We start from the raw sequence: 20,933 nt of genomic DNA, 5'->3' as shown, positions 1-20,933 counted from the left end.
TATGCCTCCGGCGTGCTCCTTCTCGCCATCGAATCCTCCTGCGACGAAACCGCCGTCGCCATCCTCTCCGGCTCACCGGGCGAACCGGCACGCATCCTCGCCTCGGAAATTTCCAGCCAGATCGAGCTTCACCGCGTCTACGGCGGCGTCGTCCCCGAACTCGCCTCCCGCAATCACTCGCTTCACCTGCGCCCGCTCGTCGAACAGGCCCTCGCCACCGCAGAGCTCACCCTCAAGGACATCGACTGCTTCGCCGCCACCTCCGGCCCCGGCCTCGCCTCTTCGTTGCTGATCGGTGCCACCGCCGCCAAAGCCCTCGCCGTCGCCGCCGGCAAACCCTTCATCGCCGTCAACCACCTCGAAGGCCACCTGCTCTCGCCATACGTCGGACAAGGAACCGTCCCTCCCCACATCGCGCTGATCGTTTCAGGCGGCCACACGCTGCTTCTCGATGTCGAAAATCCCGGAAGCTATCGCCGCCTCGGATCCACCCGTGACGATGCGGCTGGCGAAGCCTTCGACAAGGTCGGCAAGATGCTCGGGCTCCCCTACCCCGGCGGACCCGAAATCGAGAAAACCGCGAAAGGAGGTGACCCGAACGCCTTCAGGTTTCCCCGCTCGATGCTCAAGGACCCCGGCTTCGACTTCTCCTTCTCCGGCCTGAAGACCGCCGTGCTTTACACCCTCACCGATCAGAATCCGGGCTACGGCACACCTCGTACTTCCGACCTGCCCGACCTTTGCGCCTCTTTCCAGCAAGCGGTGATAGACGTGCTTGTCGTCAAAACCCTGCGCGCCGCACGGCATACCGGCCGCAGCACCATCGCCCTCTCCGGTGGAGTCTCCCTCAATCAAGCCTTGCGCGACGGCTTTGCCCGGGCCTGCGAAAAGGAAGGTCTCAGCCTGCTTACCGCTGACTCCGGCCTATGCACTGACAACGCCGCCATGATCGCCTTTGCCGCCCTGTTGCACCACTTCGAGGGCCGCCATTCCCCGCTCGACGCGGACATCGATCCCAACCTCGCACTCGCCCCGTGACACCGATGCCGTGATTTATTCCTTGGCGCATGAGCCATCTTGACGGTTCTTTGGTGGCACGCGATGGCATACCGCACGATTATCTTCGACTTTGACGGCACCCTCGCGGACACGCTTGAGGAGAGCCGACAGATTTTCAATCGGCTCGCGCCCGACTACAAGCTGCGAGAAGTCAGCGCCGAAGAGCTTCCGGCGCTCCGTCATTTTTCTCTCAAAGAGCTTCTGAATCACCTCAAGATTCCGAAACGCCGGGTGCCAGGCTTGATTGCCCGCGGCACCTCAATGATGCGCGGAAACATCACGAAGCTGCCCATCATTCAGGGTGTCGATGAGATCCTGCCCCTGCTTCGGGACCGTTGCGATGCCTTTGGCGTTCTGACATCCAACGCCCCGGCCAACGTCGACCTTTTTCTGCGTGCCAAGGGCCTCCGCGGGCACTTCAATTTCATTTCATCGACCTCAAAACTCACGGGAAAGGCCAAGCACCTGCGGGCGATCCGAAAGACCTTCTCGCTGAAATCCGAGGAAATGCTCTACGTCGGCGACGAAGTTCGCGACATCAAGGCCTCGAAAAAGGCGGGCATTCCCGTCGCAGCCGTCACCTGGGGCTTCAATTCCCCCGAAGCTCTCGCCGCAGAAACTCCGGAACACCTGATCTCGTCCCCGGAGGAACTTCTCGCCCTGCTGCCCCCGGTTTAACTCGAACGCAATCCGCATTCGACAAACCCGGCCGAACCCTTTCAATTCGTCCGCATGAGCGACGAGCCAAAAGATCTTCCCGATTCCGAGTCCACCGAACCTGAGCTCGAGAGGACCGAGAAAAGCACCACCAAGAACCGCGCCCCCTCACCGGTGATCCTTGCCTTCTGCATGGTCATCGTCGGACTGCTCGTTGTTCTCATCATCCAGGGCATCCAGCCGGGAGGCGCTCTTGCGTCCAAAGACAGCCCAAGCATGGACGCTCTGAAGGCCGATATCGAAACGCGTCGCACACTCCTCAACCGTGAGCGCATCGCCATGGGACTCGAGCCGATGGCCGGAGCCAGCGGCACCGAAGCGGCGGAGGAAGTCGCCGCCCGCCTGAAGACCGATGCCGATACCCTCGCGTCGCTTGCCGGCAGCTTTCAAGTGCTGCTTGAAGACAAGGACCGCGAACTCGACCTCGCTCGCAAGGAAGCCATCGACTCCCTCAAGGAAACCCAGCGCATGCGTGAGCTCCTCGAAGCTATCCGCATCGAGCGCGACAAGGCTCTTCTCGAAGCCACCCGTAACAGCACGCTGCAGGGCCAGCTCGACGCCGCCAACAACCGCATCGCGCTGCTCGACGCCGAGCTCGTCCGACTTCGTGAAGAACCCGGCCGTCTTCAGCAGGAACTCCTCGCCTGCCAATCAGAGCGCTCACAATTGCTCAATCGCATCGCCGACCTCGAAGCACAACTGGCTCAGTTGAGTCAGGCGGACCTCTTCGCCACGACCGAAAACGCCATTCTCAAAGAAGCCATCGCGCTGTTCCGGGAACTTCGCAAACTCGAAGGCAAGGCCGATTCCGAAATCATGAGCGCCTACTCCAGCTTCGGTGCCAAATACGGCGCAAGCGTCCTCAAAAAATGTGATTTTGCCACCGGGTCCTCCGAGATTGCACCGGAACTCAACGCAGGGCTCATGGCCACGATGAGCGAAGTTCCCGATGGTGCTATTATCTTCGCTGTCGGTTACGCATCCCGCACCGGCAACGCCGATAACAATCAAACCCTTTCCTCTGACCGCGCTACCGCCGTCGCGCAGTTGCTCGATTCTGCAAAGCAGCCGAACCAACGCGTCCAAGCCGTCTATCTCGGCCAAACCGACCGCTTCAGCTCACGCGTTCCCGAGCGAAATCAGATTGTCGAAATCTGGCAGATCGTCCCGCCTAACATGCGCTGATCCGCCGAGCCCTCCCTGCTGATTTTCCCGATCATCGCTCTAGCTCCGGTGATCGGGTTTCTTTGGCTCCTCGTCATTCGCCCGTACTGCATCAAGCACAAAAGGGGCTACACCCCGGGATTCAATATCGGCGCAACGATGGGGATCGATTGGCAGATTGCCAAGGAGATCGCCGATGCGCGCTCTTTCCACGGCAATCGCGACTCTCCTCGCTTCCATTGGTCGCGTCGATCTGACAAGCAATCAGGACCGTCAACTTCTTAGCGCTCTCACATCGCAATCCCGATCTCCATTACCCGCTCGAGAGTCCAGACTGCTGCAATCGAACCGAGCACGTAGGGAGGAAGAACGCCAAGCTGCTCCGGAACCCGAAGTTTCAGGCGTCGAACCATCATCAGAAGCGACCAGCACACGATCACGAACAGAATCTGTCCGAGTTCCACTCCGAGATTGAAGAACAGAAGAGCTTGAGGAATCGATTCATTCGTCAGATTCATCTCCGCCAGAACACCGGCAAAGCCCAGACCATGAAACAAGCCAAAGGCGAAGGCAACGATCCAAGGTTGCTTCCAGGCTAGGCCGTGGTGGCCTTGTTTCGCCATGAGAATCTCTTTCGCAAGGAGCACGATGCTCAGGGCGATCAGAACCTCAACGACTCCAGAATCCAGTTGGACCACTCCGAAAACCGACAGGGCCAGCGTCACGCTGTGGGCCAGGGTGAATGCCGTGACAGCCAGAATTAACTTGCGACGGTCGGCAACCAGCAGAATCAGTCCGACGACAAAAAGCAGGTGGTCGATACCTCCGAGGATGTGGTGAATTCCCAGTTCCGTAAACCGCCGGGCAGTCCGTCCCAAGGTCCCGGATCCGGCATGCAGCTCCTCGAGAGGAACCTTGATGCCTGAGCGTGTCGCGGGGAAAAACTCGCGCGCAAAGGTCCCATCGCTCCAAACCATACTCACCAACGCGCCGTTGTCTTTCCACGGAAGAAAGATCGAATCACCGGCTGCAAGTGGACGACCTTCGGAGGCGAAACGCAGCCGGACAAGCCCGGCAGATTCCGCAGGCTCATCCACCCACCGACATTGCTCAGGGAGTTGCGGCAAATGCCCATCCTCCATGCCGGTCAGGGCCACTTCGTAGCGGAGCACATACTCGGTCTCGCCCAGTTGCTCGATGTCCAAGCGGGCGGCTCTCGTGTTGTGCCCATGGCAGAGCGGCACGAGCATCCCCAAAAAAAGCAGAACCCACCCAAGCCAACGACCTTTCATGGTACCCATTTCTGATAGGAGTCAGGAACTTCAAAGCGATAGCCGTTCGCCATCTCCCGCACGGAATCATCGAGCGTTTCGTCGATGCGCTGCTGCGCCCAGTTGCTCCTCAAGGTATCGCGCACACGGTCGAAGGGGATCTCTTGCTGACTCTCCTTCTCGATTACTCGGATGAAATGAACCCCTTTGCGGGATTCCACCGGGCCGGACCACTCACCGACTGGGAGAGAAAAGACCCACTCGCTGGCTTCGACTCCGAGAACGCGGTCAAGCTGAGCCTTGTAGGTCGGCGGAAGAGGGTTCGCCAACGCGACACGCTCTCCATGCCCTGCCGGGTCTTCCCCCTGTTTCAGTTGACTCAGCAAATTCTCGGGAACCGACTTCGAACCCACTGAATAGGACACATGCTCGAAGGATATTTTCGGAGGATAGAGAAACTCCTCGGAGTTTTCCTTTCTCAGAGCGAGAAGTTCCTCGTCGCTTGGCTCCCGAAGCACTGGCGTCAGCTCCGACTTGAGCACGTGGATCAAAACTTCGCGAACCTCATCTCGATCCGTCAGTCCCCGATCAAGCGCCTCGCGGTAGAGGACTTCATCGCGAAGATAGGAACGCACGAGCTGCTCGGGCTCGGCCTCAGTTTCTGGTCGGGTGCGATCCTTCTCCACCTCAATGACGAGCGCCTCGACCTCCGACTCATCAAGCGAGATCAGCGGCTTCGTTCGCGACCGGACAAGCGCGCTCACACTCAAGAGGACGGCCGCAATGAGAAAAAAATGGACCATGGGTTCTCTCACACAAGAACGGATGATCGTTGCTAGACGGTTATGCATGTTGCTTTTGTATCACTAAAAATCAGTCGCGCAGGCCGAGGGGGAAACCAATATCCCCGATCCCTGCAGACCATCCTTCCGGGCTTTCTTCAAGCCCGGAACCCTGCTGTTCATTCGACAGGCTCGTTACCGCTCTGTTGGGTTAAGACTCCAGCTGATCTGGATGGTCGCCGGACCAGCATACCGGGAGGCGGTGCGAATGAAGAGACCGTCCGCTCCCTGCAGAGCAGCACTCGAGGCATTGCTCAAGGTAGCACCCTCGATCAGCACCGTTTCGCCCTCATCCGTGAGGTCCACCAGAGTCGCTGTTCCTGCTTCGAGATCGACATCCACTCGGAACGTTCTCGTTGTGTCGGAGGTCGAAGCGCCCCCGCTCTGCTCAACGGTTGTGACTCCGTCACTCAGGTAGAGCTCGCCGTCCTTTTCGAATCCCAGTCCCAAAAGCAGGCTCGAACCCGAGGCCAGGCCAACTTCCCAATCGTTATTGCTATGCCTGACGGTAGTCTGGAGACTCACAAACTTCGCGGTAGCCGGGATTTCATAGGCGAAACCTTCATCGTTACTCCGGTAGATCGCATCATCACCGTCGTTGGTGTTCCGAGCGTAGGTCAATCCTTCGAAACCCTGGATCACCCAAGCTTCAAGATCATCACCAAGCCAGCCGCTCTCGGATAGCTCGGTGCCGGATTCACCAATATTCTTGAACTCGTAGACATGCTCTCCGGAGACCTGAGGTTCGTCGGGATGAACCGGACGGACGCAGCGGAATCCATTGACTCCATAGGGGTCATCGCTTTCCGGCGGGAATCCGGTGCGGAAGAACACACGGGCGTCCGCACTATTGTTGAACCAGCTTCCACTTCGCAGGATACGATTCGACGATTCATTCGCGTAGGGTCCGGTCGGTCCGAACTCTTCAAGGGACGAATAGTCGCCTGCCAGGTCGAAGACCCACTCGAACACGTTCGCTCCCATGTCATAGAGACCGTAGCCATTGGCCATATCTTCAGCGGTGTAGCCATCGGCGACTGGTTGAGTGCCGTCGAAATGTCCCACCGGACGCGTGAAGGGATAACCCCCGATGTGGGCATTGAGTGATTCAAGATGCTGCCACGTATTTGCCCGGCTGACAGCTGTTTCATCGCCCCAAGGATAGTCCTCGTTCACCCTTCCACCACGGGCGGCGTACTCCCACTCCGCCTCGGTCGGCAGGCGATAGCCGTTGCCACTCCAGTTCACGTTCGCGGGCGTCAGATCAATCTCGCCGCTACGGTAAACCGTCGAACCATCACTATCAGTGTAATAGGCCGGCGTCAGTCCTTCCATTTCACTGCGGGCGTTGCACCACTTTACCGCTTCATACCAGGTGATCGGCACGGCTGGGTGACTATCGTCGGGAACATGATCATAAACCTTCAACGTGGTCGGCAAGTCATAGCCATGATTGACCGCCCAACGGGCCACCGTCTTCCAGTCACCTCGAGTGACCTCGAACTTATCCATGTGGTAGGCGCCGAGATTTACCGTGTGCTCCGGACGGACAAGATCGATGCCTTCATCCTCTTCTCCCATCACAAAGGAGCCGGCAGGTATCCGAACCATTTCGCGTGCAAAGTTGAATTGCGCCGTTCCCGGTGACGTCACCGCATCCTCCAAACCCGATGCCAGATCGGCCTCGACCCGGAAGAATGCACGAGTGACTCCCGAACCTGGACCAGGGACCGGCACTTCGATCCTCGATCCCGTGCCAACCGCGGTTTTCACCGTGTCGTAGCCCTTCAGGTCATCGCTTGATTCAAGCGTATAATGTCGGCCCAACTGGCTCTGCCAACTAACCTCCAACGTCGAGGCGGCTGGATCAGGAATGTCGAGAGTAGCCAAAGCCCCCCCACCAACTGGAAGTCCCGCAGCGAATTCTTCCGCCGCACTCAGCCCATTCCCATCAGGATCGGAAAGCTCCGCGGCATCATAGTTGCCGTCCTCGACGATCCCTTGATTCTCCAACCACCAATGGGGAGTTCCATTCGCCGCCAGGATGGGAGCAATGTCAGCCACGAGCGCGCGCGGTTGATCCATGGTCAAACTAAGGACCGACTGAGACGCATCGGCTTCACCGAGATCACCGCGCCATCCAGCAAAAGTGAAGAACGGACCAGGCACGCACTCGACGGTCACCACGCTGTTGAGCGGGTGCCACTTGCTGCTGTCCAACGGAAGCAGTTGCCCCTCTGCGCCGCTCTCCACTTGAAGAAGCACCTGGGTCTCCCAGTTCCACGTCAACGTGGTGTCGCCCTCAATCGTCAAGCGGGTTGCCGTCTCGTCACCTTCCGACTCATCCGCACCGGTGGTGCTCCAACCGGTCACCACGCGACGGGTTCTTCCTTCGCTGATACTTTCGGCGGCGACGTCGACCTCCTTACCATATTCGTAGACATGGCTGCCAACTTCCGGAACGGGCGAGCCATACTCGGAAACCACGGTCAGATTATGTTGGTTGATCGTGAAGTCCGCTACCACCGGACCAACCGGGGCGTCCATCGAGGCGATCGAAAGAGTTGGGCCGCTGAGGCTCACTCCGTCGGTTTGACCACTCCACCCAGTGAAGGAAGCGTTCGCATCGGCTGAAGCTTGAATGGTCACGCCCGTGCCCTCGGCAATCCAACCGCTGCCACTATCGAGGGAGCCTGGACCATTTGCAGCCACATTGAGGAAATGCTCCGTCTCCCAATGCCAAGTGAACTCGATGTCTCCGGTCACGGCGAGTTCCACCGAAACACCCGACCCTTGAACCGGGCTACCATCACCGATGGTATAGGTGTAGCCTGTCGGCGTGTGACGCGTGTTTCCTTCCAACTGCATCGTCGCCGCGAACATCACCGTCTCGTCGACTTCATAGACATGAGTGCTTGGCTGTGGGCTGACATTGCTCTGCTCGGAATTCACCACCACCGAATGCAAGGTCTCGGTGCCGGAGAACTGGGCAGTCACAGGGCCACGTGGACGGTCCATGGTGAAGGAAATGGTCGTCCCTGAAATGGTCGCCCCATCGGTATCACCCAGCCATCCCACGAAGCTCGCGCCAACGTCCGGCTGAGCCTGAATTGAGACCGGCGCATCGACATTCTGCCAACCGCTAGGGATCGATACGATGCCATCGCCGAGCGCTTGGGTCGTCAACTGATACTGCGTTTCGTAGGTCCACGTCAGGGTCGCAGGACCATCCATGGTTAGAGTAGCGACCTTACCGTTCCCCGAGGTGTTTTGCTTCGCGCCCACCAGTGTCCATCCGACGACCTTCTCCCGGACACGGCCGTCAACGACATCCTCAGCGTTGATCACAAACGGCGATGCTTCAGCGATCTCGTGAGTCCCCACTGCCGGAGTCACCGTCTCCTGCGGGGAAACCACCGTGAGTGTCTGATCAAAACGGCCGTCGAAATCGACCTCCATCTCAAAGAAGCTTCCTCCCCAGCGATCGTGGAGATCATACATCCCCTGAGAGTCTGCGCTGATATTCGGATCCCAGTCCCGTCCAAGGTACGGCGAATACGTGCTATGAACCACCTTCCCTTCGGACGGGCGGTATTCCATTTGTCTCAAGAATCCGTTCCCTCCGTTAGGCAAGGTCTGATAGTCGACCAACACTTCGTGCACGACATTTCCCGCCTCGTTGGTCTCCTCAAGGTTGTAAATCGCGAAGGCATGACCGCAGATCACCATGTAGATCTGGTTGTTTGGAAAGACCAGCTTCTGGAAAACCTCCTCAGGCGTATTTCGGTCCCCATCGGGATCACTCATCCACAGCACTTTGGGACGACCGCCTTCACCTGTGCCGGTGCCCGATTTTCCGCCCCCACCGGATTCCGCGAGATAGTTGTGAGTGGTCAGAACGGTAAGGGTGGTCGGGTGAGCATCGAGCACTGCCTGTGCCCAGATAATTTCTGAATCCCAAGCATCAATATTAAGATGAAGGAACATCCAGTCGCGACCATTTACATGGACGACCTGGTAATCACTCCAACCACGCGGCGAAGACCCCTTGTACCAATCATACACCTGGCCGTCAGACGGATCCACCCAGCGAGCGGCCTCCGGGCCATAATGGGTGATGTACTTTTCACTGTAGTCGTGGTTTCCGGGACAGGTTCCATAAGGAATCCTCTGATTCAAGACGTCCATCGCCGTATTTGCCCGCAGCCAATGCTCATCACTGTACTGGTTATTCACGATATCCCCTAGGTGGGTGACAAACTTGATGTTCTCCGTCTCCAGGTTGTCGACGACCCAATCCGTCTGCGACTTGTAAATCAGGGCACGGGTGTCGTTGTTGCAGTAGTTCTGCGTGTCCGGCAATGCGATCACCGAGAAGATCTCCTCCGAGGTGAAATTCGCCGTCACCGTGTCGTGGGCGCGATCCATGGGCAAGATGATGGTGTTGCCTCCGATCAAGGCACCGGACGTATCGCCAGTCCATCCACTGAAGTAATAGCCTGCTTGAGGAGTTGCCGTGATGGTAAGGGGCATGGCCGCATTGTACCAACCGTCAGCAATATCCACGCTCCCTCCAACCGTCGATTCGACGTCCACCAGGTATTCGGTGAGAAACTGCCACGTCAGCACGGTGTCCCGAGTCATCTCGAAACTTGCGCTGGTTCCCGACCCTTCAACCGGCGCACTACCAACTGCCGTCCACCCGATTGGGGTGTAGCGAGCATCATCCGAGCTTTCACCGCTCACCGACACGGTGACTTCGGTGCCGACCGCGTAACTGTGCTCACCTGCCGCAGGCGTTGCGGAACCGTGCGCCGACTCGATCGTCAGTTTCGGATCGGCATCGGGGTCAATCACGCTGACAGAGACCGAAATCGAGTCGCTCAGGAATCCATCCGTGACACGAATGACGAAATGGTCGATCCCCGAAAAATCCGTGTTGGGCAAATAGTGGATTACCGCCGCTCCATCACCCTGCGAATCGACCGATGCAATTCCGTTCGATGCTTGGGCATCCACCGACCAATCGAGCACCTGACCCTCGTCCGCATCCGTGGCATGAAAGGTGACCATGGCAGCCTCGCTCGGATTCATCGCGGCATTCAACGCAAAGTTGTCGCCCTCGGTGATCGTGGGTGCCGTGTTTCCCACGGTGACATGGATCACGATGCTATCGCTGTCCTCCCCGTCCGAGGCCGTCACCACAAATTGATCTTCACCGGTGAAGGCATTCGAGGTGTAGCTGATGACCGCTTGATCATTCGCGTCCTCCGTCACCAGCGCCACGCCATTCTCCGGCCCCTCGCTGATGCTCCAGCGAATGATGTCGCCGGTATTCTCATCACTCGCATGAAGCGTAATGTCCTCACGGACATTCATGCGTGCGGCGAGACTTATCACCTCACCTTCGGCGATCACTGGAGCCTCATTCGGCTCAGGGACCATCGCGCCGAGAATGGCCGAGTCAACCACCCCAAGACCTGCAACTTCATTCTCACTCAGGGCCTGGCCCCACATGGCGAATGTGCTCACGTTCATGGATGCATTTTCACCATTGTTATCGGCAAACAGCAGAATCTCAGACTCCAGCGCATACCGTCCGTCGACCGATTGATCAGAGTGGACATGGAAAAGTTCTCCGTCGACGTAAGTTCTGAAGCTCGTGAGGTCCGCGACAATGACGACCCGCTTCCAACTTGCCTCATCGAGTCCGGCACTGGTGTAGCCCAGATCAGCCGTTCCCATCGTGTTGTTGTTATTGCGAATGAAGTATTCTCCGTCATTGCCATTCCCAGGGCTGACCTGGAAGAAGCAACGCCAAGACCCACGACTCTCAGCTGGGGAGAACACATCGAACAAAAGTGTGTATTCGTTCACAGCACTGCCACCTCCATTGGCGGAAATTCCGTGAGCCAGCTTCAGATGATTTCCGCCACCACCCACGGTCGTGATCACTCCTTCGGCGAGGGTCGCGTTGTCATCTTCCAGCGATTCAGAGTGCGTCGGAATCGCCCCTTCCACCGTCATGGAAAGCTCCGCGCCAAGTGTCGCTTCGACTAGATCGGAGGCGTTGCCGAACTCCCACAAGCCAACCGGTTCTGGAACCGGAAGCAGATTCACCAGAGACGCCCCTGCCCCTCCGAGTTCAGAGAGCTGTTCAGCACTCAGTGCGGAATCGTAGAACGCAAGGTTATCCAGCCGCAGCGATCCCGTCTCGCTATTGTTGTCGGCAAACATCAGCACTTCACCCAATCCATCCGCCGGCAAAGACCAACGATCGTCGGCCGTCCGCGGACCAGCATCGTTCACCCAAGTCCCATCAACATAGTAGCGAAGAGTCCCGGCCGCGAGATCACTGACGATCGCAATCCGATACCAGGTGTCCGCTTCGATCGCTCCGGCATAGTCGTTGCTGACACCAATCCGGCCAGACGGATTCAGGAAGGTCTCGCCATCCGTGTCGTTGGCAGCATCCGTTTGATAAATCGATGTCCACCCCAGCGCGTCGAACTTCACATCCATGAGAATGGTGTAGTCGTTGACGTTCGTTCCTCCATTGGCCGCCATACCGTGAGTCGCCGCGGCAAGCCATTGGGTCTCCGAGAATGCCGGCACCACCAACACGTCCTCTCCACTGGCTCCTTCCGTTGACTCAAAGTCGACATCCCATCCGCCAACCGCCCCCAAGTCGCCCGCACTCCCAACCGTTGGCGAAAGGGTTCCGTTCAACTCCCAAAGGGTAACCGGAGTAATCGGCACCGGTGAGGCACTCATCCGAATGGTGACAACAATCGTGTCGCTTTCCTCACCGTCGGAGACCTGAATCTCAAAATGATCGGTGCCGGAAAATTCCGGATCCGGAGTGTAGGTAAAGGTCGCCTGGCTGTCAGTACTCTCCGTAATGGCTACCGTGCCTCCCGTGGCTTCAGCGATCACACTCCAGGTCAGCGCGTCGCCATCGGCATCGGTCGCATGAACGGTGCCGGAAACCGCTCCACCATTGAGATCAAATGGACTCATCTCATAAGAGCTCCCTTCCGTGATGACTGGAGCCTCGTTCCACTCAGGAAGCGGAGCATCCAGCACTGCCGAACCCGCGAGTCCGAGCCCCGCAATCTCCACATCACTTAGGGGTTTGTCCCAGACGGCGAAAGCGCCGACATTCAACGGATGATTGTCTCCATCATTGTCGCCAAAGACAAGAAGGGCGCTATCGAGAGAGAACTTGCTGTCATCCAAACTCCGATCCGAATAGGCGTGAAAGAGCTCACCATTTACATAAACCCTGTAACTCGGCAAATCCGCCACCACCACAATCCGCGTCCACGAAGAGTCGTCAATTCCAGCAGCCGAATAGCCTAATCCGGCCAAACCGAGTGTGTCGTTATTATTACGAATCCAGTACGTTCCATCGACATCATTATCGAGTTCCGTTTGAAAAAGGCATCGCCATGAGGAACGACTGTCCACGGGAGAAAAGACATCGAACATCAGAGTGTATTCATTCACTCGGCTCCCGCCTCCATTTCCACCGGTGATACCATGCTCCAGGCGAAGGTGATTGGCTCCTCCGGCGACCGTCCTGATGACGCCATTCAAATCATTCGAGTGATCATCGGCGAGGGATTCAAAATGCTCCGGATCGCTCCCCACCACCGTAAGGCTCACCCCCTCATCAGCCGTCTCGGCTTCTGCCAGATTCGACCCATTATCGAATTCCCAGAATCCAATCGGAGCGGTCACCACAGGACCGGACACCACAACCGTCACCTCAATCAGGTCTGAACTTACGCCGTCCGAGGCCTCAATCTGAAAACTGTCTTCACCTGAAAATCCGGCACTCGGCGTATAGGTAAATGAGACATCGGAGTCGCTACTTGAGGTAATTTCCACTGATCCACCTGCAGCCGACGTCGCCACGCTCCACTCGATGGCGTCGCTGTCGCTATCGCTCACGTGCAGTGTTCCGGTAACGGCTTCACCTTCATATGAAGCATTCGGCAATGCATAGGTCTCGCCTTCGGAGATCACTGGAGCGGCATTGGGCGCCAGAGTCGTCGGGCTACCCACCGACCCCAGTGCGCTGATCTCTTGATCCGACAGACGGCCGTCATAGAGTGCCACGGTCGTGACGAGGGATCTGGATTGCTCTCCGATCGTATTATCTTGAAAGATTCCAAAGGATGACGAAAGCGACCCTCGAGCAAGATCGATCGTATTATTGCCATTGTTGTCGCCGATCTTGACGCCATTCAAGTAAGTGCTGCGCCCAGTTCCGCCGCTATCGACCGCATAGACCCAACGGTACCACGTGTTTGACCGAAAGGTCCCCGAATCCCCGTCGCCGGAACTATCTGGCCCCGTCCCGGTATAATCTACCGTGGCAACTCCCAGCTCAAGGGCGCCCCCTTGCTTGCGAATGAAATAGTCACCATCCCCCCCGCCATTGAGTTCGAGAATGCCCGTGAAGTTTCCGTTGTCATCTCCGCCGTCGGAAAAGTCCGGCACCATGAAGTCGATGAGCAGCGTGAACTGATTAGTCCGCGTGGCACTTGCTGAGCCATTCGGACCGATCGGATTGGTGACGGTGAGGAAGGAAGTTCGAGCCACATCAGCCGCACCACCGCCGGAAGCATCCAATGCCGCAACAACCGCCCCCTCCAATACAAGAGGACTACCAATGGTGGCCGCCCCAAGGTTTTCGGGGTTCTCGAATTCCCACAGTCCGGCAGGCTCCGCCGCCATCGCAGCGGTCGGCAACATCGCCGCCCCCAAAAGTCCGTAGTACGACCGCAGGCGTCGCGCGAACAGATTCAAATTCGATCTCATCGTGGTATGCAGAAAAAGTGGTGGAGAAAAAGTTGTTAGCGGAACTCCGCGGAGCCCCCCGAGAAGGCGAGCGGGACTAAACGCGTCCCATCAATCTCCCGCTATGCAGATCCCGCACATTTCTCGCACTTCACGTGGCAATACCGTCACATTGCCTTCCGATCTTGATGGAGCCCGTCGACGAGCCTACCCACCACCTGACCATTCATCCCCAACCGACTCACGTGATGCTTCATCATCCGAACAATCAACCGCTCACAATGACCGCAACTGATGTCGACGAGTGGGCAGAGATCCACGCGCCCCATTGGGATTTATATTACGAGCAATTATCCAGTGGCCAGTTCGAAGCGCGCAAAGAGATGAGACATGATGGTCAGGGAGTCATCTATCGCGAATCCGTAAACCAAGAAGTACGAATCGCAGGAGAGCTCAGAGAAGACTCGATCGCTTTCGGGATCTTCAACGAAGCAGGCATGTCGGGGAGTTTCTGGGGAAACACCCTCCCTTCCAATGGGCTTGCGTATCTAACTGACCTGGGTGACGTGGATGTCACCTACAAATCTGGAACTTTCGGCATTCTCGCGATTGTCCCCCGATCTGCCTTCCTGCAATTTTTCACCGCGACTGATGGTCTGAACGTCAGACCTCTCGAGACCCCAAATTGCGTTGTGGAGGTTAGCGAAACATCCCACAAGAGATTGGCTCAGATCCTGAACTCACTCCTAGACGAGCCGAGGAACGGAGCATCTCATCGACACTTCACTTCGGTCATCATTACAGAGGTTTGTGAGGCATTGCGCAGTCCTGAACATCGATTTATCGAGCCCAGTTCGCGTCGCTCACTATTTCAACGAGCGGTCGACTTGGCGGATGTCGGTGATCATCCTCTTTCAATCCCGGAGATCTGCCTCAAACTTACTGTCAGCCCACGCACCTTGGAGAACGCATTCCAGTCTCAAGTGGGTATCTCTCCGCGTCGCTACCTCAATCTTCGCAGGATGAACAAAGCTTACGTCCTGCTCAAACGAGGTAATCCCGAGCACAACTCAGTCACCCAGATTGCGACCTCGTGCGGCTTCACCGAACTCGGCCGTTTTGCGGTGAACTTCCGCAAGCACTTTGGCATTTCCCCTTCAGAACGTCTACGGAATCGCGGGAATTCTCACTGAAGGAATAGACCCGCAAAAAGGAGGATGAGTCTGCGCCAGCTCCATCACGCCGTTCGCAAAATCCCCCTGTCGAATCTCCAACTTACCGAGAGTTTCGGAGCCATCTGGCAAGCGCCATGGGAAACCGTTGATTCGAGAGGCTCAACGCAGGGCATCAAAATACCACTCCGCCAGCTTCCAGCCGCCTAACAGCCACGTTATTGCTCCCAGCACCAGGAATGGTCCGTAAGGAAGTCTCATTCCGAATCCGACCCGACCCAGCGCTGCGGCAGCGATCGCGTAGAGCGAACTTGAAAGCAGCGTGAACAACACGCCGGACCAACCGAAAAAGGCGCCGATCATCCCCATCAGATGAACGTCGCCCATCCCCATCGCCTCGCGCGGAATCACCGCACTGGCGGAGGTACCTCCCAGCGAGTCGACGGCTTCCAGCTCGATTTTCCTTCCATCAGGCAACTCGATTTCATTTTCACGGATCACGATCTTTCCGGCCTCGATCTTTTCCCCGTTCAACATGATGGACTTGGCATCGATGAGCAATTTGTCGGACTTCCGGAAAAAGATATCCCACCACTCGATCTTCTCCTCTCCCATGTGAAATACGATCGTTTCCTCTTCCGTTTTCGGCTCCTCCAGGTGCCAGTCGACCGCTTCGTCGAATTTCAGCTCCTTCCGACCGAAGGCAAGCTTCCCGAACAGCACCACTGCCCACAACCCGAAAAAGCCGATCACCCAACCGATCAGAGATTGATAGAGTCCACCTGCCCAGCTCGGGGCCGGTGATGTCCACGCCACCATATCCGGCAAGCTCGGCATCAGAGCCGCCGCCATGAAGCCGGCAAGAGTTCCGCTGACCGTCAGCCCTAGCGGAATAATCATGTGCTCGGCATCAATGAACGTCATCGCCACGAAAGCCGCCATCATGAACCAGAGCGGTAGAATCGCGAGTTGTTCGAGACTCCACGCGCTCCCTCCGGCACGCTGAATCACCACCCAGGCGACGAGGGTGAAAAGAATGGCCGTCATTAACTCGACCACGAAATAGCGGGCAGCAATCGGAGCCTTGCAGTTTCGGCATTTGCCTCTCAGAGCCAGCCAGGTGAACAGCGGGATGTTCTGACTCATCGGAATCTCATACTTGCAGGTCGGGCAAAACGAACGCTTCGGATGGTTCACCGAAAGCCCCAAAGGCAGGCGGTAGATCACCACGTTCAAAAAAGATCCGATGCAGGCACCAATCAGAAAAACAGGAACCAACCAGAACGGATGATCAAGTGGCGGATAAATCACGGGACCGAGTGAACACGAATCCAATCATTCCGGAAATCCGAAATTTCGAGCTCAGCCCGTCGAACCAAAGCGCCTTTCCAAAACCTCCCGCCGGAAGCCAAAAATCCGCTCCAGCTTCGGCCTCACAAAAATCTCATGCCCCAACTCACCAAAGGGCCAGAATGGCATCGCATAGTGAACCAGATCCTTCATCAGCACGCCACCGTCCACTTCCTCGAACCAGTGCCGATGATGCCAGAACTTGTAGGGCCCGAAGCGCTGTTCGTCGATGAACGACCTTCCCTCATCGACCGACTTGATTTCGGTCACCCAGGGAATCCAAACCCCAGGCAAGACCTTCACCTTGTAAGTGATGATCTGCCCCTCGTGAACGACTTCCGATCTCAGGCTCTCGATTCTGAAACCCAGTTCGGGCGGCGTGATTTCATCCAGATTCCGAGGCGACGAGAAAAACGCCCAAGCCTCCTTCATTGAAATCGGCAAAAACTGTTCCTGTTCGAGCGCGTGAATCATAAGCGCTCGATAGTCCCACCGCTTTTCGGTTCGTCAAATCGGACCTCGCTGAGGGGCTCTAACCCTAGTTGCCGACACCGCGATTATACTCGTCCACCTGAGCATTTAGCGTGAAGTAATCGTAGAGGTATCCGATACCCACCAAGCCCCCGGTCACCAGCCAGAGCAGACCCGTCCAGATCTTCCCAAGGTAAAATCGGTGAATGCCCAGCGGCCCGAGAAAGGTCTGAAGAATCCAGGCCACCGAATAGTCGGCACTGCCCGAAGCATACTTCTTCGCCGCATCCCGCTCCATCCCGGGAATCAGGAACAAGTCGATCAGCCAACCAATTCCGAAAAGTCCCAGCGTGAAAAACCAGATCACTCCGGAAATCTGCTTTCCAAAATAAAAGCGATGCGCCCCGAGGAAGCCAAAGATCCACAGCAGATAACCGATCGTCTTGCTGTGTGTGGGTTGAGTCGTTTCAGTCATGGCTCTATCATCCTCGAAATCACCTCCCCTGCCATGGAAAATTTGTGAGGATTGAGGAATCGCAGGACGACTATTCCTTCTCCGGAAAAACGATGGGCTCCGGAGAATCCGGCAATTCATCCAGTTCTTTCTCGGAAAAGGGCCCAACAGAATTATCAATCCTGAGAACGAATCGTTCTCCGTAAATCGGCGGAGACACAAGAATTGGTCTCGACGGATATCCACAATGGTTCGAACCCGGCCAATAGATCCAATCTCCATCCTCGTGCCCGATCACGTCGATCACTTCCGTGGATCGGATGCCAAAGGCCTTGAGTTGATTAAGAACATCCTCCCCGGTCAGCGGCAAATCACTCCCGGTGCCCTTCGCCACATCACCAGCAGTGTCATCCGAAGGAAACGCCCCAAACTCCTGATCGAATTCTAACAGTGCCAAGCCAACTGCTTCATCGCGTTCACGACTTCGCCGCGACGCGCGTCCTGCTTCTCCTTGATCCAATAAATCGTCGTCGCCAGGACGACAATGATCAGCAGCCACACGAATCGAGTCTGCCGTTGGCTCCGCCCCGCCCGAGCAACCGAGGAAACCTCATCCGATTCATCGCCACAGCAGGCATTCATTTGACCGGAAGCTTACACCTCCAGCCATATCAATCAACCTGCTTCAGTGAGGCTTCGGCTCAAGCCTTCGCCGCCTTCTCCATCCGCTTGCGGACGTTCGGGTCGAGGATGCGCTTGCGCAGACGGATGTTGCTTGGAGTCGCCTCCACGAGCTCATCCGCTTCGATGTATTCGATCGCCCGCTCAAGCGAGAAGTCGACCGGTGGCTGAAGCTTCGAAGTCTTGTCCTTACCGGCCGAGCGCATGTTGTCGAGGTGCTTCTCCTTCACAGGATTCACCGGAAGGTCGTTGGAGCGCGGGTTCTCACCGACCAGCATGCCGACGTAGATCTTGTCGCCAGGTCCCACAAAGAGACGGCCGCGATCTTCAAGGGCTTGCAGTGAGTAGGTGGTCGCCGTGCCCGTTTCCATGGAGACCAGCGTGCCGGTGATCCGGGTCACGATCTCGCCGGCGTGCGGACCGTATTCCTTGAACAAGTGGCTCATGATGCCGTGACCGGATGTCAGGTTCACCAACTCGGTTTCAAAGCCGATCAAGCCCCGTGTCGGGATGTTCGCCTGAATCAAGCTGCGACCGCTCGCCTCGACATCCATGTGCTCAAGAATGCCCTTACGATTGGCGAGGGCCTTGAGAATGCCCTGGGTGTATTCGTCCGGTGCTTCGACGTAGAGAGTTTCGAAAGGCTCCTGAAGCTGACCGGCATCGTCACGACGGAGAATCACGGTCGGACGCGAGACCAGCAGCTCGTAGCCTTCACGACGCATCGTTTCGACAAGCACCGCAATCTGCATCGCGCCACGTGCGGAAACCGTGAACACACCCGACTGATCGGTGTCTTCCACTTCGATCGAGATGTTCGTCTTGGTTTCCTTCATCAGGCGGTCGCGGATCGCACGTGAGGTCACGTGCTTGCCTTCCTTGCCAGCCATCGGACCGTCGTTGATCGAGAACTGCATCTGCACGGTCGGAGGATCGATCGCCACGAATGGAAGCTGCTCGGCATCTTCCTTCTCCGCGAGCGTATCGCCGATGTCGACATCTTCAATACCCGCCGCAACGCCCACGATACCGCCGGCACCACAGCCTTCGGAGTCGGTCGTATCGAGACCCGAGTAAGTGAAGGTCTTCATCACCTTGGAGCGGACCTTGGTGCCGTCCTTGCGGAGCAGCCAGATGTTGTCGCCCTTCTTGACCGAACCACCGAGCACCTTGCCGATCGCCACACGACCGACGTAGTCATCCCACTCGATGTTGGAGACGAGCATGGTGAAGGGTGCGTCTTCCTTCGCTTCCGGCTCGGGGATGTATTCGATGATCTTGTTGATCAGCGGCACACAGTCCTTTCGCTCACCGTCAGGCGTATCCATGAAGTAACCATCGCGCGCCGAACCGTAGAGGAATGGAGCTTCGAATTGGTCTTCTGTGGCATCGAGATCGAGGAAAAGTTCGAGTACCTGATCATGCACCTTTTCAGGAGTGGAAAGCGGACGGTCGACCTTGTTGACCACCACGATCGGCTTCAGGCCTTCCTGCAGCGCCTTGCGCAAAACGAATCGGGTCTGAGCCTGTGGTCCACCGGTCGCATCCACGACGAGAAGCACTCCGTCCACCATCTTCATCACACGCTCCACCTCGGCACCGAAGTCGGCGTGGCCTGGCGTGTCCACGATGTTGATCGTGTAGCCTTCCCAGAGAATTGCGGTGTTCTTTGCTTTGATGGTGATGCCCTTTTCTTTTTCCAGGTCCATCGAGTCCATCGCACGTTCCTGCGTGGCCTGGTTCTCACGGTAGGTTCCTCCAGCTTGGAGAAGCTGGTCCACGAGTGTGGTCTTCCCGTGGTCAACGTGAGCAATAATGGCGAGATTTCGGACTTTCAGAGACATGGTGGCAGTTCCCGGATTGGACGGGCGGCGGGGCTATGCATCCATTTTCCTCACATGGCAATAGCGGAGTGGCGATTTGATGAGTGACACATTGCACAGGCGTTGCGGCAGGAGTGACGGCTTCCAGCGGCTCAGCGGGGATTCAGCCATCTCTCGACATCCAGATCTTCGTCGATCTCCCGTCCTTCAAGCATCCATTCCACGAGTCGTCGCGCCACCCCGGGCGCATAGAGCGAACCCTTGGAACCCAGCCCATTGAATCCCAGCGAGCCGTCCGGCAGACGCCCGATCAGAGGCATGCTGCGCCTTACAATCGGTCGGATTCCCGCTTCATGGGACACCAATTCCCACGTCTCGACCCCCAGTCGGCCTAAAATTTCGCTCACCCGCAGGTGCCCCGCTTCCGTTGGCTCCCCGTTCAGTTCATTCCACTCATAGGTCGCGCCAACGCGAAAAACCCCCTCTCCCACCGGCACCATCCAGCCGCCACCCCCAATAAGAATCCGCGACTCATCGCCCCCCGGGATCCGTACCGTCAGAATCTCCCCTTTGGCACAACGGTGCTCCCCCATCGTCCCTCTCATCAGCCCGAAAGCCCCTTCGCATCTGACCACCTCCGCTTTTCCGGACGGCAAATTTCCGGTTCCAAATATCCGCCGGCTCTCCTCGCAGAATCCCTTCACGTCCACCCGCCCGCCCCCACGCAGGGTCACCGCCGCCCGCCAGCCATCGAGGTGTTCTTCGACCCCCTCCACCCAGGGAGCCACTTCCGGTCTTTCCAACTTCCCCGAAACCTTCCGCCATTCCTTTTCAGAGACCAAGCGGACTACCGGCAGTGGAAACCACAGCTGCCTGCCCTGCTCCGCCCCCACTCGCTCGAAAAACTCCACCGCCTCAGGCAGAAACTCCCCAATCCGCCAACTCGGCTCGAAATTTTTTCCCGTGACCGGATTCAGGAGACCCGCCGCCACCGGCGACGCGGCGCCCTTCCGAGCATCATCCCGCATTCGGAAATCCGCACCCGCCCAACGCAAATGCCAAGCCAAAGAACAACCAGCCAGGCCCTGGCCCACAATTTCAAAACCCGATCCCTGTGACAT

General features: G+C 57.3%; 14 protein-coding genes. 5 read left to right on the top strand and 9 right to left on the bottom strand.

Annotation, left to right across the window (positions count from 1 at the left end; translation table 11 throughout):
* The first annotated feature begins 12 nt into the window (after positions 1–12).
* From tsaD to ACFQY0_RS06110, 3 genes are all read left to right on the top strand, one after another.
* Positions 13–1,038, top strand: a complete 1,026-nt coding sequence (gene tsaD, locus ACFQY0_RS06120; protein ID WP_379710347.1) for a tRNA (adenosine(37)-N6)-threonylcarbamoyltransferase complex transferase subunit TsaD — start codon at positions 13–15, stop codon at positions 1,036–1,038.
* 63 nt (positions 1,039–1,101) lie between these two features.
* Positions 1,102–1,737 (top strand): HAD hydrolase-like protein, encoded by a 636-nt coding sequence (locus ACFQY0_RS06115; RefSeq protein WP_379710344.1) that lies wholly within the window; start codon positions 1,102–1,104, stop codon positions 1,735–1,737.
* 54 nt (positions 1,738–1,791) lie between these two features.
* Positions 1,792–2,961, top strand: coding sequence for an OmpA family protein (locus ACFQY0_RS06110; RefSeq protein ID WP_379710342.1), 1,170 nt, complete (start codon positions 1,792–1,794; stop codon positions 2,959–2,961).
* Positions 2,962–3,230: 269 nt separating this feature from the next.
* Here ACFQY0_RS06110 and ACFQY0_RS06105 read toward each other — a convergent pair whose 3' ends face one another.
* The 3 genes from ACFQY0_RS06105 to ACFQY0_RS06095 all read right to left on the bottom strand — a co-directional run bounded on the left by ACFQY0_RS06105 (position 3,231) and on the right by ACFQY0_RS06095 (position 13,882).
* Complete coding sequence (locus ACFQY0_RS06105) at positions 3,231–4,232, bottom strand: HupE/UreJ family protein (RefSeq protein ID WP_379710339.1); 1,002 nt, start codon at positions 4,230–4,232, stop codon at positions 3,231–3,233.
* Positions 4,229–5,014 carry a peptidylprolyl isomerase gene (locus ACFQY0_RS06100; RefSeq protein WP_379710337.1) on the bottom strand — a complete coding sequence of 262 codons (786 nt, stop codon included), beginning with the start codon at positions 5,012–5,014 and terminating at the stop codon, positions 4,229–4,231. Before ACFQY0_RS06100 ends, ACFQY0_RS06105 begins: the two co-directional genes overlap by 4 nt.
* 174 nt (positions 5,015–5,188) lie before the next feature.
* On the bottom strand, positions 5,189–13,882 hold the full coding sequence (locus ACFQY0_RS06095; protein WP_379710335.1) for an SUMF1/EgtB/PvdO family nonheme iron enzyme: 8,694 nt from the start codon (positions 13,880–13,882) through the stop codon (positions 5,189–5,191).
* Positions 13,883–14,109: 227 nt separating this feature from the next.
* Here ACFQY0_RS06095 and ACFQY0_RS06090 point away from each other — a divergent pair, with 227 nt between their 5' ends.
* Positions 14,110–15,054 (top strand): helix-turn-helix transcriptional regulator, encoded by a 945-nt coding sequence (locus ACFQY0_RS06090; RefSeq protein WP_379710333.1) that lies wholly within the window; start codon positions 14,110–14,112, stop codon positions 15,052–15,054.
* Between the two features lie 141 nt (positions 15,055–15,195).
* Here ACFQY0_RS06090 and ACFQY0_RS06085 read toward each other — a convergent pair whose 3' ends face one another.
* The 3 genes from ACFQY0_RS06085 to ACFQY0_RS06075 form a co-directional block, all read right to left on the bottom strand.
* Positions 15,196–16,263 carry a prepilin peptidase gene (locus ACFQY0_RS06085; protein WP_417398462.1) on the bottom strand — a complete coding sequence of 356 codons (1,068 nt, stop codon included), beginning with the start codon at positions 16,261–16,263 and terminating at the stop codon, positions 15,196–15,198.
* A 132-nt stretch (positions 16,264–16,395) separates the two neighbouring features.
* Positions 16,396–16,857, bottom strand: coding sequence for an SRPBCC family protein (locus ACFQY0_RS06080; protein WP_379710330.1), 462 nt, complete (start codon positions 16,855–16,857; stop codon positions 16,396–16,398).
* A gap of 64 nt (positions 16,858–16,921) precedes the next feature.
* Complete coding sequence (locus ACFQY0_RS06075; protein ID WP_379710329.1) at positions 16,922–17,329, bottom strand: NINE protein; 408 nt, start codon at positions 17,327–17,329, stop codon at positions 16,922–16,924.
* Positions 17,330–17,594: 265 nt separating this feature from the next.
* Here ACFQY0_RS06075 and ACFQY0_RS06070 point away from each other — a divergent pair, with 265 nt between their 5' ends.
* A complete protein-coding gene (locus ACFQY0_RS06070; protein WP_379710328.1) occupies positions 17,595–17,756 on the top strand; it encodes a hypothetical protein in 162 nt (53 codons plus the stop codon).
* On the opposite strand, the gene ACFQY0_RS06065 is transcribed toward ACFQY0_RS06070, so the two are convergent.
* The 3 genes from ACFQY0_RS06065 to ACFQY0_RS06055 form a co-directional block, all read right to left on the bottom strand.
* Positions 17,753–17,950, bottom strand: coding sequence for a hypothetical protein (locus ACFQY0_RS06065; RefSeq protein WP_379710326.1), 198 nt, complete (start codon positions 17,948–17,950; stop codon positions 17,753–17,755). The genes ACFQY0_RS06070 and ACFQY0_RS06065 overlap by 4 nt on opposite strands.
* Positions 17,951–18,009: 59 nt before the next feature.
* Entirely contained in the window at positions 18,010–19,833 is a 1,824-nt protein-coding gene (typA, locus tag ACFQY0_RS06060) for a translational GTPase TypA (RefSeq protein ID WP_379710324.1), read from the bottom strand.
* 131 nt (positions 19,834–19,964) lie between these two features.
* Positions 19,965–20,840 (bottom strand): NAD(P)/FAD-dependent oxidoreductase, encoded by an 876-nt coding sequence (locus tag ACFQY0_RS06055; protein ID WP_379710322.1) that lies wholly within the window; start codon positions 20,838–20,840, stop codon positions 19,965–19,967.
* Positions 20,841–20,933 lie beyond the last annotated feature (93 nt).

This window comes from Haloferula chungangensis (genome assembly GCF_042664875.1).
Lineage (GTDB): Bacteria > Verrucomicrobiota > Verrucomicrobiia > Verrucomicrobiales > Akkermansiaceae > Haloferula > Haloferula chungangensis.
This window is presented reverse-complemented; position numbering and strand designations above follow the sequence as displayed.

What these genes read in the sequence shown, in the direction of transcription:
- ACFQY0_RS06100 (WP_379710337.1), bottom strand. Translation starts at nt 5,014, where the DNA reads ATGGTCCATTTTTTTCTCATTGCGGCCGTCCTCTTGAGTGTGAGCGCG.
- ACFQY0_RS06095 (WP_379710335.1), bottom strand. Translation starts at nt 13,882, where the DNA reads ATGAGATCGAATTTGAATCTGTTCGCGCGACGCCTGCGGTCGTACTAC.
- ACFQY0_RS06055 (WP_379710322.1), bottom strand. Translation starts at nt 20,840, where the DNA reads ATGCGGGATGATGCTCGGAAGGGCGCCGCGTCGCCGGTGGCGGCGGGT.
- ACFQY0_RS06075 (WP_379710329.1), bottom strand. Translation starts at nt 17,329, where the DNA reads ATGACTGAAACGACTCAACCCACACACAGCAAGACGATCGGTTATCTG.
- ACFQY0_RS06105 (WP_379710339.1), bottom strand. Translation starts at nt 4,232, where the DNA reads ATGAAAGGTCGTTGGCTTGGGTGGGTTCTGCTTTTTTTGGGGATGCTC.
- ACFQY0_RS06065 (WP_379710326.1), bottom strand. Translation starts at nt 17,950, where the DNA reads ATGAATGCCTGCTGTGGCGATGAATCGGATGAGGTTTCCTCGGTTGCT.
- typA (WP_379710324.1), bottom strand. Translation starts at nt 19,833, where the DNA reads ATGTCTCTGAAAGTCCGAAATCTCGCCATTATTGCTCACGTTGACCAC.
- ACFQY0_RS06110 (WP_379710342.1), top strand. Translation starts at nt 1,792, where the DNA reads ATGAGCGACGAGCCAAAAGATCTTCCCGATTCCGAGTCCACCGAACCT.
- ACFQY0_RS06115 (WP_379710344.1), top strand. Translation starts at nt 1,102, where the DNA reads ATGGCATACCGCACGATTATCTTCGACTTTGACGGCACCCTCGCGGAC.
- ACFQY0_RS06080 (WP_379710330.1), bottom strand. Translation starts at nt 16,857, where the DNA reads ATGATTCACGCGCTCGAACAGGAACAGTTTTTGCCGATTTCAATGAAG.
- ACFQY0_RS06090 (WP_379710333.1), top strand. Translation starts at nt 14,110, where the DNA reads ATGCTTCATCATCCGAACAATCAACCGCTCACAATGACCGCAACTGAT.